This is a genomic window from Streptomyces chisholmiae (assembly GCF_031845445.1).
GTDB classification, from domain to species: Bacteria; Actinomycetota; Actinomycetes; order Streptomycetales; family Streptomycetaceae; genus Streptomyces; species Streptomyces chisholmiae.
The window spans coordinates 66046-78615 of the sequence record NZ_JAVREO010000019.1; the positions used below are offsets into that span (position 1 = coordinate 66046).

The following is a 12570-nucleotide window of genomic DNA, read 5'->3' on the forward strand; positions in this document are numbered from 1 at the left end:
ACATGGCCCCCCGTGGTGCGATACCCCAACGAACGACTCGCCGGTGCTGATGTCGTGCGAAACGACATCAGCACCGGCGAGTCCTCCTCATTAAGCTCATCTTATGAAGTGCCCTGAGCTGGCCGTTCACCGGGGGTACCGCCCCGCCCGGCGCGCGCGGCCCGCGGTCAGGAGAGTTCCTGGGCGGCCCGGCCGGCCACCCGGTAGGCCAGGGCCAGGATGGTGAGCACCGGGTTGACGCCCCCGTTGGTGACGTGCAGGGAGGCGTCCACCACCCGGACGTTGGCGTGCCCCCAGACCCGCCCCCACGGGTCGGTGACCGAGGACACCGGATCGTCGCCCATCCGGCATGTCCCGGCCTGGTGCTGGCCCGCGCTGGGGTGCTCCGCCTGCCCCGTGCCGAACGGGAAGACCGCCCGGGCCCCGCTCGCCCGCAGCCAGGCCGTCGCCCGCTCGGCCAGCAGCCGCTTGCCCGCCAGGTCCGCCGGATGGGGCCGACCGCTGAGCCGGGCCACCGGTATCCCGAACGAGTCCACCACCTCGGGCGCCAGCGTCACCCGCGACTCCGGGCTGGGCACCTCGTGCACCGGTCCGGTCACCATGGCCAGCCGGGGGTACGACTCCCGCATCCCCCGCACCGTCCCGGGCCCCCAGCTCGGGAGCTGCCCCAGCGACAGCAACGTCTGGTAGGCCTGGAGCGGGGTCGGCACGAAGTCGTTGGCCAGCAGCCCGCCGCCGATCACCCCGGGGTTGTGGTGCCGGAAGTCGTTGCAGGCGATGCTCGGCCCGGGGCCGAGCGCGTCCTGGACCGGCTGCTCGAAGAGCGCGTGCGCGCCGGCGTAGCCGTGCCCCTGCAGGTGCCGCCCGACCTGGTCGTGATTGTTGCCAAGCCCGTTCGGCTCCCTGGCCGAGGGGCTGTTGAGCAGCAGCCGGGCCGTCTCGACCGCGCCGGCGCCCAGCAGGAAGGCCCGGGCCCGCACCTGCCGCCGCACCACCACCGGGGCACCGTCCGGCCCCGGCCGCCGGGCGGCCAGCGCGACCGCGACCACCCGGCCGGAAGCGTCGGTCACCAGGCGTTCGGCCCGCGCCCCGGTGAGCACGTCGCAGCGCCCGGTGGCCAGGGCGCGCGGGATCACCGTGTTCCGGGTGTCGTTCTTGAAGTCGCCCGGGCAGCCGAAGCCGACGCAAGCGGCGCAGCCCAGGCAGCCGCCGCGCCCCTGGTACGCGGTCGAGTTGATCAGCAGGGGCACCGGGGAGGTGCCCAGGCCCAGCTTCCGCGCCCCCTCGGCCAGCGGCCCGGCCACCGCGTTGGGCCGTACCGGCGGCATCGGGTAGCCGCGCTCGCGGGGCCCGGCGTAGGCGTTCCCCGCCGGGTCCCCGCTGACCCCGATCTCCCACTCGGCCCGGTCGTAGTACGGCGCCAACTCCGCGTAGTCCAGCGGCCAGTCGGCCAGACTGCTCGCCTCGGGCACGCCGTAGACGCTGGCCATCCGGAAGTCCTCCGGGCAGAACCGCCACGCCTGCGCCCCGTAGACCCGGGTGCCGCCGCCCAGCGTCATCGCGTTGTTGCTCCACCGGCTGTCGACCGGCCAGACCACCTCGGGCCCGGCCGGCCCGTCGGCCACCCGCGGGTTGCCCTCGGCCGGCGGGCCGGCCGCCATGTCGTGGTCCGCGGTGACCTGGACCTGCCGCTGGCTGCGCAGGTGGTCGGCCCGCAGCTGGGCGGGGGTGAGCCAGTCGCCGCGCTCCACCAGCAGCACCCGGTGGCCGGCCTCGGCGAGCACACAGGCCGCCACCCCGCCGCCGGCCCCCGAGCCCACCACCACCGCGTCGTAGTGGCCGGCCACCGCGTCCCAGTCGGTGGTGGGCGGCGGCTCGTCGGCCGGCCGCGGCCACTCGACGTCGGCTGGCCGCTCCCGGTAGCCGATCAGGCGCCAGGAGAGCCCGTCCCGGTTGCCCCCGTTGCCCGGGTCGCCCCAGAAGCCCTGGGCGCTCAGCCGGATCACCACCCGCAGGAACTCGGCCGGGTCGACGCCGCCCCACTCGGCCCGGGCCTCCCCCGCGAGCAACTCCTCGATCAGCACGTCCTGTTCCGCCGGGGCGAGGTCGCTGAAGAGGAGGCCGCAGGCGGGACCGCCGGCGTAACGTGCGCACGCCTCGTGGTCCAGCAGCCCGAGACCGGCCTCCACCAGCGGCGCGAGGGCGCGGGCCGCTCCGCCCAGGGTCAGCGGCAGGAAGCCGTCGAGCCCGGCTTCCCAGCCGGCCGGGTGGTCGCCGGCTGAGTGGTCGGCAGCGGGTTGGCCGCCGGGCAGTGGATCGCCGGCCGGGATCAGACGGTTCACCAGGGCGCGCAGGGTCACGCTCCGCTGCGGTTGGGCTGGCTGCCACGGCTCCATCGGCACTCCTCCTGGTTGCGGCCGAACGTCGGGCACGGCCGGACCGACGCCCCTCGGCGACGGCGACCCACGGCATGCCCCACCCCATCAAACCGGCCCAAACGGCCGGACTCCATGGTCAACTTCCGGCCGAAAACAGGTGAATACCCCGCAAGACCGACCAGAAAGTCGACAAGCCGATCTGGAGGCCGGGGTGTCCCGCCGGCCCGGCACCACGCCGAGAGGTAAGCCGGGAGGTGGCGCGCGCCGGCGTTGCTCGCGGGTCAGACCAGGCGGCCGAGGGAGTCCAGGGCCGCCAGCGGGTCGGGGCCGGCCGGGATCAGCACCAGCCGGTCGGCGCCGGCCTCGTGCAGGGCGCGAATCCGGTCACGCCCGTGCTCGGGGGTGCCGGAGACGGCGAGCCGGTCCACCCAGTCGTCGGGCAGCGCCCGACCGAACTCCTCCGCCGAGCCGCACTCCCGGCGCAGCGCGGCCAGCCCGTCGGCGAACGGCAGCGGCGCGATGTGCGGCGCCCACGCCGGCTCGCCCACCCACTTCAGCCCGACCCTGGCCTGGTCGCGGGCCACCCGGGGGTCGTCGTGCACGGCGGCGACCGTGTAGGCGACCAGCGGGTGCGCGCCCTCGGCCGCGATCTGCCCCCTGGCCACCGCCAGGTACTCCGCGCTGACCGGCTCCGCCAGCAGCGTGCCGTCCGCGTGCCGGCCAGCCACGGCGAGCGACCTGGGGCCGCGCACCCCGGCGAACACCGCCGGGGGCCGCGCCGGCTTCCGCGCCAACTCGACGCCGTCGAGCTGGACGTAGCGGCCCGCGACGGTGACCCGCTCCCCCGCCAACAGGGCGCGCACCGCGTCGAGGTACTCGGCCAGCAGGGTCAACGGGCTGGCCGGCCAGGCGCCCACCTGCCGCATCCAGTCGGGCATGCCGTGCCCGACGGTGACGACCAGCCGGCCGGGGTGCAACTCGGCCAGCGTGGCCAGCTCCATCGCGGCGAACGCCGGGTTCCGGGCGCCGGCGGGCAGCAGACCGAGCCCCACGGTGATCCGCTCGGTCACCGCCAGCGCGGTGGCACCCTGGGCCACCCCACCGTTCAGAAAACAGTCCTCGACGATCCACAACGAGTCAAAACCGAGCTGCTCGGCGCGCCGCGCGAACGCCACCAGCGTCGGCCCGTCGAGATCACCCGGCACCAGCACGCCCACGGGACAACTCACAGCGGCTCCTCACCCTCACCTGGCGGGACCGGCCCCTGACCAGCCCTCATCCGCTCAACGACCGCGGCCGGCGGGAGTTCCAGGAAGCCGGCCGAACGGGGCCGGCGGCCCGGTCCGGCCTAGTAAAGCGGTGGCGAACCGGCACACCGGCAGGTCAGGCTCTGCGGATGAGTACATGGATGACAACGGACCGGCTCAGGCTGCGACCGTTCACCGCGGAGGACGCCGACGCGCTGGTGGCCCTGGACAACGATCCCGAGGTCCTCCGCTTCATCAACGGCGGGAAACCGGTCAGCGCCGAGGTGATTCGGGGGCGGACGCTGCCCCGCCTGTGTCGCACGCACCCGGTCTCCGGCCGGCCCGACTACTGGGCCGCCGAGGCGCGGGACTCGGGGGACTTCCTGGGGTGGTTCGAGTTCCGGCCGCTGACCGAGGAAAGCGTCGCCGAGGTGGAGTTGGGGTACCGGCTGGCCCGCCGGGCCTGGGGCGGCGGGCTGGCGACCGAGGGCGCGCTGGCGCTGGTGGAACGGGGCTTCGCCGGGTGGGCGGTGACCCGGATCGAGGCACGCACGATGGCGGTCAACACGCGGTCCCGCCGGGTGATGGAGAAGGTCGGACTGCGCTTCTCGCGCGCGTACTCCGGCGACTGGCCGGAGGCCATCCCCGGCTCGGAACACGGCGAGGTGGCGTACGAACTGACCAGGGAGGAGTGGCTGGCGAGCCACTGACCGGCTCCGCCGCCCGGCCGTGGGTGGGTGGGTACGGGGTGGGGGGGCGGCACGGGTTCGCCGCCGCCCGGGCGTGCCGGCCCGGCGGGCACGCCCCCCGGCGTGTGGGTGCCGGCGGGCGCCCGCCGGTACCCACACGCCACCGGCTCGATGGAACCGGTTACCGCGAGGCCACGGCTGGCGCGCGGTCGGCGAGGAACCCGCCGAACGCGTTCTCCACGGCCGCCGTCTCCGCCGCGTCGGGGTACGGGTTGGTGCAGCCGACACCCGCCGTGGAGCCGGACATCAGGCTGCTGCACGGCCCCGGCTTGATGTCGGGGAGGCCGAGGAGGTGGCCGAGTTCGTGGGACGCGATCCGGGTGGTGTCGTAACCCTCGACCACGGCCTGCCGGCCGAACCAGATGATGCCGTTGCCGAGGCTGGTGGTCAGCGCGCGTGGCCAGCCGTCGTCGGCGACGATCTCGATGTTGGCGGACTCGCCGGCGTCCGCCGGCGCCAGCTGGACGTTGACGACCGTCTCGTTCCAGATGGCCGCGCCCGCGTGGACGGCGTCGACGAACTCCTCGGCGCCACTGACGTCGTAGGTGAGGGTGGTGGCCGCCGCGGCGCGGTCGTCCGCGACCGCCTGGCCCGAGGTCCAGAGCAGGGCCAGGCCGGCCAGCAGGGTGACCAGCACCCGGGTGGTCCTCCGTTGGGTCATGTCAGCCTCCGGTGGGGGGGAACGAAAGCGGTGTGCATGACAAGAATGACAAGGGGGACCCTGCCCAGCCGGACCGCGCGTGAACCCGCCCGCTCGGGCCGCTCGGAACCCCGCCGCCGCGCCTACCGGGATTCGGCCAGATACGCCAGCACCTCCGGCGCGGCCTTGCTCCGCGCGCCCGAGTCGAACGGCGGGCGCGGGTCGTACTCGATGCGGAGCTGCGCCGCCATCGCGGGCACGGGTCCGGCGAGCCGGGCCGCGAGGGTCAGCGCCATGTCGATCCCCGAGGAGACGCCGGCGGAGGTGATGATCCGGCCCCGCTCCACCACCCGCTCCTCGGTGTAGCGGGCCCCGTGCGCCTCCAGCGCGTCCACCGCCCCCCAGTGGGTGGTGGCGTCCAGGCCCCGCAACAGACCCGCCGCGCCCAGCAACAGCGAACCGGTGCACACCGAGGTCGTCCAGCGGGTCGTCGCGTGGACGGCGGCGATCCAGTCCAACAGGGCCCGGTCCGTCTGCGCCGGCCTGGCCCCCGGCCCGCCGGGGACGACCAGTACGTCGGCGGCGTCGAAGTCACCGAGCGCGGTGTCGGCGCGCAGCCCCAGGGCGCCGGCGCCGTCCAGCACCACACCGGGCGCGACGGCTGGGAAGTGCACCTCGGCACCGGGGAGTTGGCGGAGCACCTCGTAGGGGCCGACCGCGTCGAGCGTGGTGACACCGGGGAAGAGGGGGATCAGGATGCGCATGATAAGCCTCTCGGTTGGCTGGTTCGGTTCAGCGGGGATCAGTTCGGTCCGGACCGGGGCGGCTGGGACCGGGGCGGTTAGGACCGGGGCGCTTGGGATCAGTTCGGCCCGGATCGGGGCGCTTGGGATCCGGACGGTTGGGACCGGGGCGGTTGGGACCGGGGCGGGGCAAAGCCGGGCTGGGCCGGGCTGTTCGGGAGACGCCGGTGTGGCGCGGACTCAGCCAGGGATCGGGGCGAGGCGGGTTCCACCGGCGAACCGCTCCCGGTAGGCGCCCGGTGTGGTCCGGAGCCGACGCCTGAAACTGCGGTAGAAGGTCTCGGCGGTGCCGAAGCCACAGCTCCTGGCGATGCCCTCCAGGGGGGTGTCGGTGGTCTCCAACAGGCGCCTGGCGGCCTCGATCCGGGCCGTCTCGACATAGCCGGCCGGCGGCTGGCCGACCGCGTCCCGGAAGACCCGGGCGAAGTTGCGCTCGCTCATCCCCGCGCGGGCGGCGAGCGCGGCGACCGTCAGGTCCTCGTCCAGGTGGTCGGCGATCCACTCCTGCACCTCGCGCAACGGGGCGCGCGCCGGCCGCTGGGCCGCGAGCTGGGCACTGAACTGCGCCTGGTCACCGGGCCGTTGCACGAACATCACCAGCTGTCTGGCGATGCTCCTGGAGAGCTGCGGGCCGTGGTCCTGCTCGACCAGGGCCAGCGCCAGGTCCATGCCCGCGGTGACACCGGCCGAGGTCCAGACGGAGCCGTCCCGCACGAAGATGGGGCGGGGGTCGACGGTGACCTCGGGGTGAACCCGGGCCAGCCGGTCGCAGGAGGCCCAGTGGGTGACCACCCGCCGGCCGGCGAGCAGGCCGGCCCTGGCCAGCAGGAACGCGCCGGTACAGACCGACGCCACCCGGCGGGCCCGGCCGGCGGTTTCGGCGACCCAGTCGACCAGCCGGGCGTCGTCGCACGCCTGGTGGACCCCGCTGCCGCCCACGGCGATCAGGGTGTCGACGGGGCCGGCGCACTCCTCCAGCGTCCGGGTCGGGGCGATCCGCAGCCCGGAACCGGCGGCCACCGGCCCCGGCTCGGCGGCCACCACGTCGATCTCCAGGCCACCGGCCTGCCGTCCGGCGGCGGTGAACACCTCGTGCGGACCGGTCAGATCGAGAATCTGGAAACCGGGGAAGACGACGAGGACGATGCGTTGGCTGGGCACGTCGTGATTGTCCGCCGCCCCGGAGGCCGGCAGCAATGACACATCTCTGACGTTTCCTGCCAGTCCGCCCGGCGATCAGCCGGACCGGGCGGCCACCGGGAGACCCGGCCGGGCCCGGTGGCCGACGGACGGCGGGGCCCACGGGACGCGCCCGCGGGGGGCAGGCCGCCGGTCTCGCACGCCCGCGCGGGCCTGGCCGCCCCCCGGTCGGGGCGCCCGCGCGGGCGGGACCGGTCCGACTCAGGAGAGCTGGGACTCGATCTCGGCCAACTCCGCCTCGGTGAAGTCGAGGTTGTTGGTCGCGCCGACATTGTCCTCAAGCTGCTTGACGCTGCTGGCCCCCACCAGGGCCGAGGTGACCCGGCCACCCCGCAGCACCCAGGCGACGGCCATCTGGGCCAGGGTCTGCCCACGGCGTTGGGCGATGGCGTTGAGCGCACGCACCCGCTCCAGGGTGCCGTCCGTGACCCCCTCCTTGGTGAGGAAGGGGCTGGCGCTCGCCGCCCTGGAACCCTCCGGAATGCCGTCCAGATAACGGTCGGTGAGCAGGCCCTGGGCCAGCGGCGAGAACGCGATGGAGCCGGCGCCCACCTCGTCCAGCGTGTCCAGCAGACCGTCCTCGACCCACCGGTTGAACATCGAGTAGGCGGGCTGGTGGATCAGCAGCGGCGTGCCCAACTCGCGCAGGATGCGGGCGGCTTCCCTGGTCTGCTCGGGCGAGTAGTTGGAGATGCCGACATAGAGGGCCTTGCCCTGGCGCACCGCCGCGTCCAGCGCGCCCATCGTCTCCTCCAGGGGAGTCTCCGGGTCCGGGCGGTGGCTGTAGAAGATGTCGACATAGTCCAGGCCGAGCCGGGTCAGGCTCTGATCCAGGCTGGAGAGCAGGTTCTTCCGGGAGCCCCACTCGCCGTAGGGGCCCGGCCACATCAGGTAGCCGGCCTTGGTGGAGACGATGATCTCGTCCCGGTAGGGGCGCAGGTTCTTGGCGAAGATCCGGCCGAAGTTCTCCTCGGCGGCCCCGGGCGGCGGCCCGTAGTTGTTGGCCAGGTCGAAGTGGGTCACCCCCAGGTCGAACGCCCGGCGCACGATGGCGGTCTGCGTCTCCAGCGCCCGCTCGTCGCCGAAGTTGTGCCAGAGGCCCAACGAGACGGCCGGCAGCCTCAGGCCGCTGCGGCCGGAACGGCGATAGGTCATGTCCTGATAGCGAGTGTCGGCCGCGACATAGGTCACGATGCGGTTCCTCGTTCCAATCGTCCGAATCATGCGAGAGGCCCCTGCTGTCCTGAGCCGCCGAGTATCGTCACACGGGGCCGGGAGCGCGGCAACTGGTCTTCTGCCTGGCCGGCGCGGCCTTCCGCCCGATCGGGCCCGGTGCGCACGGTGTCGCTCGGGCCCGCTCAGAGCTTGCGCTTGAAGACCGACACGGACAGCGGCGCGAACACCGCGGCGATGGCGACCGCCCAGGCCAGCGACTTGAGCACGGGGCTGGCCACCGCCCCGCCGAGCATCAGGCCACGGCAGGCCTCGGCAAGGATGCTGACGGGGTTGACGTCGACGAACGCCTGGAGCCAGCCCGGCATGGTGTCGGCCGGCACGAAGACGTTGCTCACGAAGGTGAGCGGGAAGAGCGAGGTGAAGCCGAATATCTGCACCCGCTCCGCGTCCTTGGCGAGCAGGCCGACCAGCACGGCGACCCAGGAGAAGGCCAGCGCGAAGACGAGCAGCAGCACCACGGCGCCCAGCATCCCGACCACCCCCGGCGAGCCGAGCCGGAAGCCGAGGATCACCCCGACGACGAACACCAGCAGGATCGACCACGCCTGTTTGACCTGGTCGGCCGCGATCCGGCCGGCGAGCGGCGCCCAGCGGGCGATCGGCAACGACCGGAGACGATCGAAGAAGCCCCTGGTCAGGTCCGTGTTGAGCCCCTGCCCCACATAGAGCGTGACGAAGAGCATGTTCATCACGATCATTCCGGGGAGCATGAAGGTGAGGTAGTCCTGCACCGAGCCAGCGATGGCACCGCCGAACACATAGGTGAACAGCAGCACGAACATGATCGGCTGGATACTGAAGTCGCTAAGCTCGAACGGGTTGTGACGGACCTGCACCAGGGTGCGCCAGGCCAGGGTGAGGCTCTGTCGGACGCCTTCCCACAGGCCGACCCGGGCCGCGGGCCCGGCCGCCGGCTCCTCCGCCGTCGCCGTCATCGCGACACCTCCTCGCCGTGCTCGCCCCGGGCCGCCCCTGATCCGCCGGCCCCCTCCTCGGACGGGACCTGGCTCTCCTCCTCGGCCGGGCGCCCCGTGAGGCTGAGGAAGACCTCGTTGAGGCTCGCCCCGCGGAGCGCCAGCTCGGTGACCCGCACCCGCGCCTCGTCGAGCCGACGCACCACCGCCGGCAGCACGTCGGGGTCAGAGATCGGAGCGGTGACCAGCGCGCCCTGCGTCTCGGGCTCCACCCCCGCCACGTCGGCCACGATGCGACGCACCCGCGCCAGCTGCTCCGCGTCCTCGGGCCGGACGGCCAGGGTGCTGCCGCCCGCCGTGGCCTTCAACTCCTGCGGCGTGCCCGTGGCGATGACCCGGCCGCGGTCGATCACCACGATGTCGTCGGCCAGTTCGTCGGCCTCGTCCAGGTACTGGGTGGTCAGCAGCACCGTGGTGCCCTCGGCGACCAGCTCCCGGGTCAGCTCCCACATCTCGGTGCGGGCCCGGGGGTCGAGACCGGTGGTCGGCTCGTCCAGGAAGAGCACCGGGGGCCGCCCCACCAGGCTGGCGGCCAGATCGAGCCGGCGCCGCATGCCGCCCGAGTAGTGCCCCACCGCCTGGTGCCCCGCGTCGGCCAGCCCGAACTGCTCCAGCGACTCCTCGGCCCGCCGCCGGGCCGCGGCTCGGCGCATGCCCAGCAGACGCCCGATGAGCAGCAGGTTCTCGATGCCGGTGAGCTGTTCGTCCACCGAGGCGTACTGCCCCGTCAGTCCGATCAGGCCGCGCACCCGGTGGGCGTCCGTCCGCACGTCGTAGCCGTGCACCGTGGCTCGGCCGGCGTCGGGCCGGAGGAGAGTGGCCAGCACCCGGACCACCGTCGTCTTGCCCGCTCCGTTGGGGCCGAGCAGTCCCAGCACCGTGCCGGACTTGGCCTGGACGTCCACGCCGTCCAGCGCGGTCGTCCCGCCGAAGCGCTTGACCAGCCCCTCGGCCCAGATGGCGTGCTCCATGCGCGCTCCTTCCGAGCACTTCCACTATGCAGTTGTCCTGGGACGGGCCGCGACCGGAGGCTCAGGCGGACGCGGCCGACCGTATCCCGAGCGCGAACAGGACCACGGCGCTGGACCGGGCTATCGCCACCCGGACCCCGGGCCGGGCGAACAGCCGGCCGGCGGCGGTGAGCAGCACCGTCCACAGCAGGAGCCAGGCGGCGACCAGCAGGGCGTGCACCCCGGCCAACAGCGCCAGCTGGCCGCCCAGCGGCCGGCCTCGCTCCAGGAACTGGGGCGCCAGGGTCAGATAGACCGCCATCGCCTTGGGGTTGAGGACGGTGCCCCACAGGGCCTGGAGCCAGGCCGAGCCCGCCAGCCGGCGCCGGGGCGACCGCGCCACCGGCCGCCGACCGGCGCGGGGACTCACGGAGCGCCAGGTCCAGCAGGCCAGGGCGATCAGATAGGCAGCTCCGACCAGGCGCACGGCGGTGAACGCCTGGCTGGAGCTGGCCACCAGGGCGGAGAGCCCAGCCGTGGCCACGGCGGCGTGGACGCCGAGCCCGGCGACCGTGCCGAGGACCACCGGCACCGCGCCGCGCCGGCCGGCCTCGGCGACGTGCCGGAAGAGCAGTGCCAGGCTGGCCCCCGGCGTGACGACGAGGGGCAGCACCGCCACCGCGAAGCCACCGGCCGCCGCCTGCGCGGTCATGGCACCAACCGGAAGTGCGTCGTCAGGCGGTGTTCCTCGTCCAGGAGGTGGAAGGCCACCCCGGGCGGGGCCGCGCGGTCGGCCGGATCGGGCCCCTCCCAGGGCATCCGCAGCGTCCAGGTGACGGCGGGCGCCACCAGCACCGGGATGCCGGCGAAGAAGGAGGCGGCGGCCGTGTGGGCGTGGCCCGTGAGCAGGGCCACCACCTGCGGGTGGTCGGTGAGCAGCTCCACCAGCCGCTGGGATGTCTCCAGCCGCGAGTGGTCCGGCAGCGGGTGGCCCAGCACGACGGGCGGCTGATGGAAGGCGAGCAACGCCGGCACCTCGCGGCCGAGGGCGGTGAGGGTGGCGTCGATCCAGGTCAGGGTCTCCGGAGAGAACCTGCCCTCGTCTCGTCCCGGGATCGTGGTGTCACACATCAGCACGGCCGCGGCGCCCACCCGACGCACGTGGTTGACCGGGCTGATGGCCGGTGGCTCGCCGAGCAGCACCTCGCGGTAGGTGGCGCGGTCGTCGTGGTTCCCCGGGCAGCTGAGGACCGGGAACGGCGCGGCGAGCAGGCGGGCCGCCTCGCGGTACTCCGCCACGGCGCCGTGGTCCGCGATATCGCCCGTGACCAGCAGGGCGTCCGGCTGGCGGGGCAGGCCCCGCAGGTAGTCCATGGCTCGGGCGGCGCGCTCCGTGGCGCGCGCGGAGCCGTCCAGATGAAGGTCGCTGAGCTGTGCCAGCAGCAGGGCCATCGTCACTCCCCCTCGGAGTCCTCACGGTAAATCAACTCTTTACCGTGAGAGCAATCTAGACTAGAGTCATCACCGAGCGCAACCATCCGACGCTTGAGGATTACCGAAAGTCAGCATGCGGGGATGGCCGCGCGGGGCGGCAGCCCCCGAACGAGGGACGCGAAGGCGAGGCGGAGACGATGCGACGTTTCCTGGCGGTCGAGTTCGCGACCACCATCCGGCACGACGGCCAGAGTGGGGTCACCGACGACCTGCCCACCCCCGAGGCGCTCGGGGCGTGGGTCGCCGAGCGCGCGGAGCTGTTCGACGCCGGGCTCGACGTGGCCGCCCTGCGCTGCGACGAGGAGTTGCTGTCCGAGGTGCTCGCGGTGCGTCAGGCCGTGCGAGCCCTGTTCGCCCGCGCGGTGCGGCCCGGGCCGCCCAGCCCGGCCGACGCGCACCGGCTGCTGCCGGTCGACGAGGCCATGACCCGGCTGAACACGGCGGTCGCGCGGGAGCCGTTGACGGTCTGGCTGGAGTGGCCGGACGGGGCCGCGCCCAGCGCCCGTCCGCTCTCCAGTACGGACAACCAGCGCGACAAGCTGATCGCCGCCCTCGCGCGCGCCACCACCGCCTTCCTCACCGGCCCGTTCCGGGAGCGGCTGCGCGCCTGCACGGCCCCCCGCTGCGTGCGTTACTTCGTGCAGGGGCACGGCCGGCAGGAGTGGTGCAAGCCCGGCTGCGCCGACCGGGCCAGGGCCGCCCGCTACTACCAGCGCCAGCGGGCCGGCCGGTCCGCGCGGGACGAGGGAGCCGGCACGTGATCCGTTCGAAGCCCACGCCGGGGCCCGCGCCGCGCCCGACGCCGGGGCCGGCGGGCGCGGCCATGACGGCACCGCCGGCGCCCGGGCACGCGAAAGGGGCGGCCCGCGCGGCGTGCGCGCGGGCCGCCCCCGGCGGAT

12 protein-coding genes are annotated in these 12570 nt (G+C 74.1%); 2 read left to right on the forward strand and 10 right to left on the reverse strand.

The genetic code is table 11. From position 1 onward, the window contains the following. Positions 1-167: 167 nt before the first annotated feature. A complete protein-coding gene (locus RM844_RS26040) occupies positions 168-2396 on the reverse strand; it encodes a GMC family oxidoreductase (RefSeq protein WP_311669830.1) in 2229 nt (742 codons plus the stop codon). A gap of 263 nt (positions 2397-2659) precedes the next feature. After that, on the reverse strand, positions 2660-3607 hold the full coding sequence (locus RM844_RS26045; RefSeq protein WP_311669831.1) for an LLM class flavin-dependent oxidoreductase: 948 nt from the start codon (positions 3605-3607) through the stop codon (positions 2660-2662). A gap of 179 nt (positions 3608-3786) precedes the next feature. Here RM844_RS26045 and RM844_RS26050 point away from each other — a divergent pair, with 179 nt between their 5' ends. Continuing rightward, the gene (locus RM844_RS26050) at positions 3787-4335 is read left to right on the forward strand and encodes a GNAT family N-acetyltransferase (protein ID WP_311669832.1); all 549 of its coding nucleotides are present in this window, start codon (positions 3787-3789) and stop codon (positions 4333-4335) included. A gap of 160 nt (positions 4336-4495) precedes the next feature. Here RM844_RS26050 and RM844_RS26055 read toward each other — a convergent pair whose 3' ends face one another. The 8 genes from RM844_RS26055 to RM844_RS26090 form a co-directional block, all read right to left on the reverse strand. Next, positions 4496-5035, reverse strand: coding sequence for a snapalysin family zinc-dependent metalloprotease (locus RM844_RS26055; protein ID WP_311669833.1), 540 nt, complete (start codon positions 5033-5035; stop codon positions 4496-4498). Positions 5036-5157: 122 nt separating this feature from the next. Further along, positions 5158-5778: a DJ-1/PfpI family protein gene (locus RM844_RS26060; RefSeq protein WP_311669834.1), complete on the reverse strand. Its 621-nt coding sequence runs from the start codon at positions 5776-5778 to the stop codon at positions 5158-5160. 219 nt (positions 5779-5997) lie between these two features. Continuing rightward, entirely contained in the window at positions 5998-6978 is a 981-nt protein-coding gene (locus tag RM844_RS26065) for a GlxA family transcriptional regulator (protein WP_311669835.1), read from the reverse strand. Between the two features lie 240 nt (positions 6979-7218). Beyond that, a complete protein-coding gene (gene mgrA / locus RM844_RS26070; RefSeq protein WP_311669836.1) occupies positions 7219-8208 on the reverse strand; it encodes an L-glyceraldehyde 3-phosphate reductase in 990 nt (329 codons plus the stop codon). Between the two features lie 167 nt (positions 8209-8375). Beyond that, on the reverse strand, positions 8376-9188 hold the full coding sequence (locus tag RM844_RS26075; RefSeq protein WP_311669837.1) for an ABC transporter permease: 813 nt from the start codon (positions 9186-9188) through the stop codon (positions 8376-8378). Next, entirely contained in the window at positions 9185-10198 is a 1014-nt protein-coding gene (locus RM844_RS26080; protein WP_311669838.1) for an ATP-binding cassette domain-containing protein, read from the reverse strand. The genes RM844_RS26075 and RM844_RS26080 overlap by 4 nt, the downstream gene beginning before the upstream one ends. 61 nt (positions 10199-10259) lie before the next feature. Further along, complete coding sequence (locus RM844_RS26085; protein WP_311669839.1) at positions 10260-10889, reverse strand: LysE family translocator; 630 nt, start codon at positions 10887-10889, stop codon at positions 10260-10262. Continuing rightward, positions 10886-11629 carry a metallophosphoesterase gene (locus RM844_RS26090; protein ID WP_311669840.1) on the reverse strand — a complete coding sequence of 248 codons (744 nt, stop codon included), beginning with the start codon at positions 11627-11629 and terminating at the stop codon, positions 10886-10888. The genes RM844_RS26085 and RM844_RS26090 overlap by 4 nt, the downstream gene beginning before the upstream one ends. Positions 11630-11808: 179 nt before the next feature. On the opposite strand from RM844_RS26090, the gene RM844_RS26095 reads away from it, so the two are divergent. Then, the gene (locus RM844_RS26095) at positions 11809-12432 is read left to right on the forward strand and encodes a CGNR zinc finger domain-containing protein (RefSeq protein WP_311669841.1); all 624 of its coding nucleotides are present in this window, start codon (positions 11809-11811) and stop codon (positions 12430-12432) included. The last annotated feature ends 138 nt before the right edge of the window (positions 12433-12570 follow it).

What these genes read in the sequence shown, in the direction of transcription:
- RM844_RS26040 (WP_311669830.1), bottom strand. Translation starts at nt 2,396, where the DNA reads ATGGAGCCGTGGCAGCCAGCCCAACCGCAGCGGAGCGTGACCCTGCGC.
- RM844_RS26050 (WP_311669832.1), top strand. Translation starts at nt 3,787, where the DNA reads ATGACAACGGACCGGCTCAGGCTGCGACCGTTCACCGCGGAGGACGCC.
- RM844_RS26055 (WP_311669833.1), bottom strand. Translation starts at nt 5,035, where the DNA reads ATGACCCAACGGAGGACCACCCGGGTGCTGGTCACCCTGCTGGCCGGC.
- RM844_RS26060 (WP_311669834.1), bottom strand. Translation starts at nt 5,778, where the DNA reads ATGCGCATCCTGATCCCCCTCTTCCCCGGTGTCACCACGCTCGACGCG.
- RM844_RS26075 (WP_311669837.1), bottom strand. Translation starts at nt 9,188, where the DNA reads ATGACGGCGACGGCGGAGGAGCCGGCGGCCGGGCCCGCGGCCCGGGTC.
- RM844_RS26080 (WP_311669838.1), bottom strand. Translation starts at nt 10,198, where the DNA reads ATGGAGCACGCCATCTGGGCCGAGGGGCTGGTCAAGCGCTTCGGCGGG.
- RM844_RS26085 (WP_311669839.1), bottom strand. Translation starts at nt 10,889, where the DNA reads ATGACCGCGCAGGCGGCGGCCGGTGGCTTCGCGGTGGCGGTGCTGCCC.
- RM844_RS26090 (WP_311669840.1), bottom strand. Translation starts at nt 11,629, where the DNA reads ATGGCCCTGCTGCTGGCACAGCTCAGCGACCTTCATCTGGACGGCTCC.
- RM844_RS26095 (WP_311669841.1), top strand. Translation starts at nt 11,809, where the DNA reads ATGCGACGTTTCCTGGCGGTCGAGTTCGCGACCACCATCCGGCACGAC.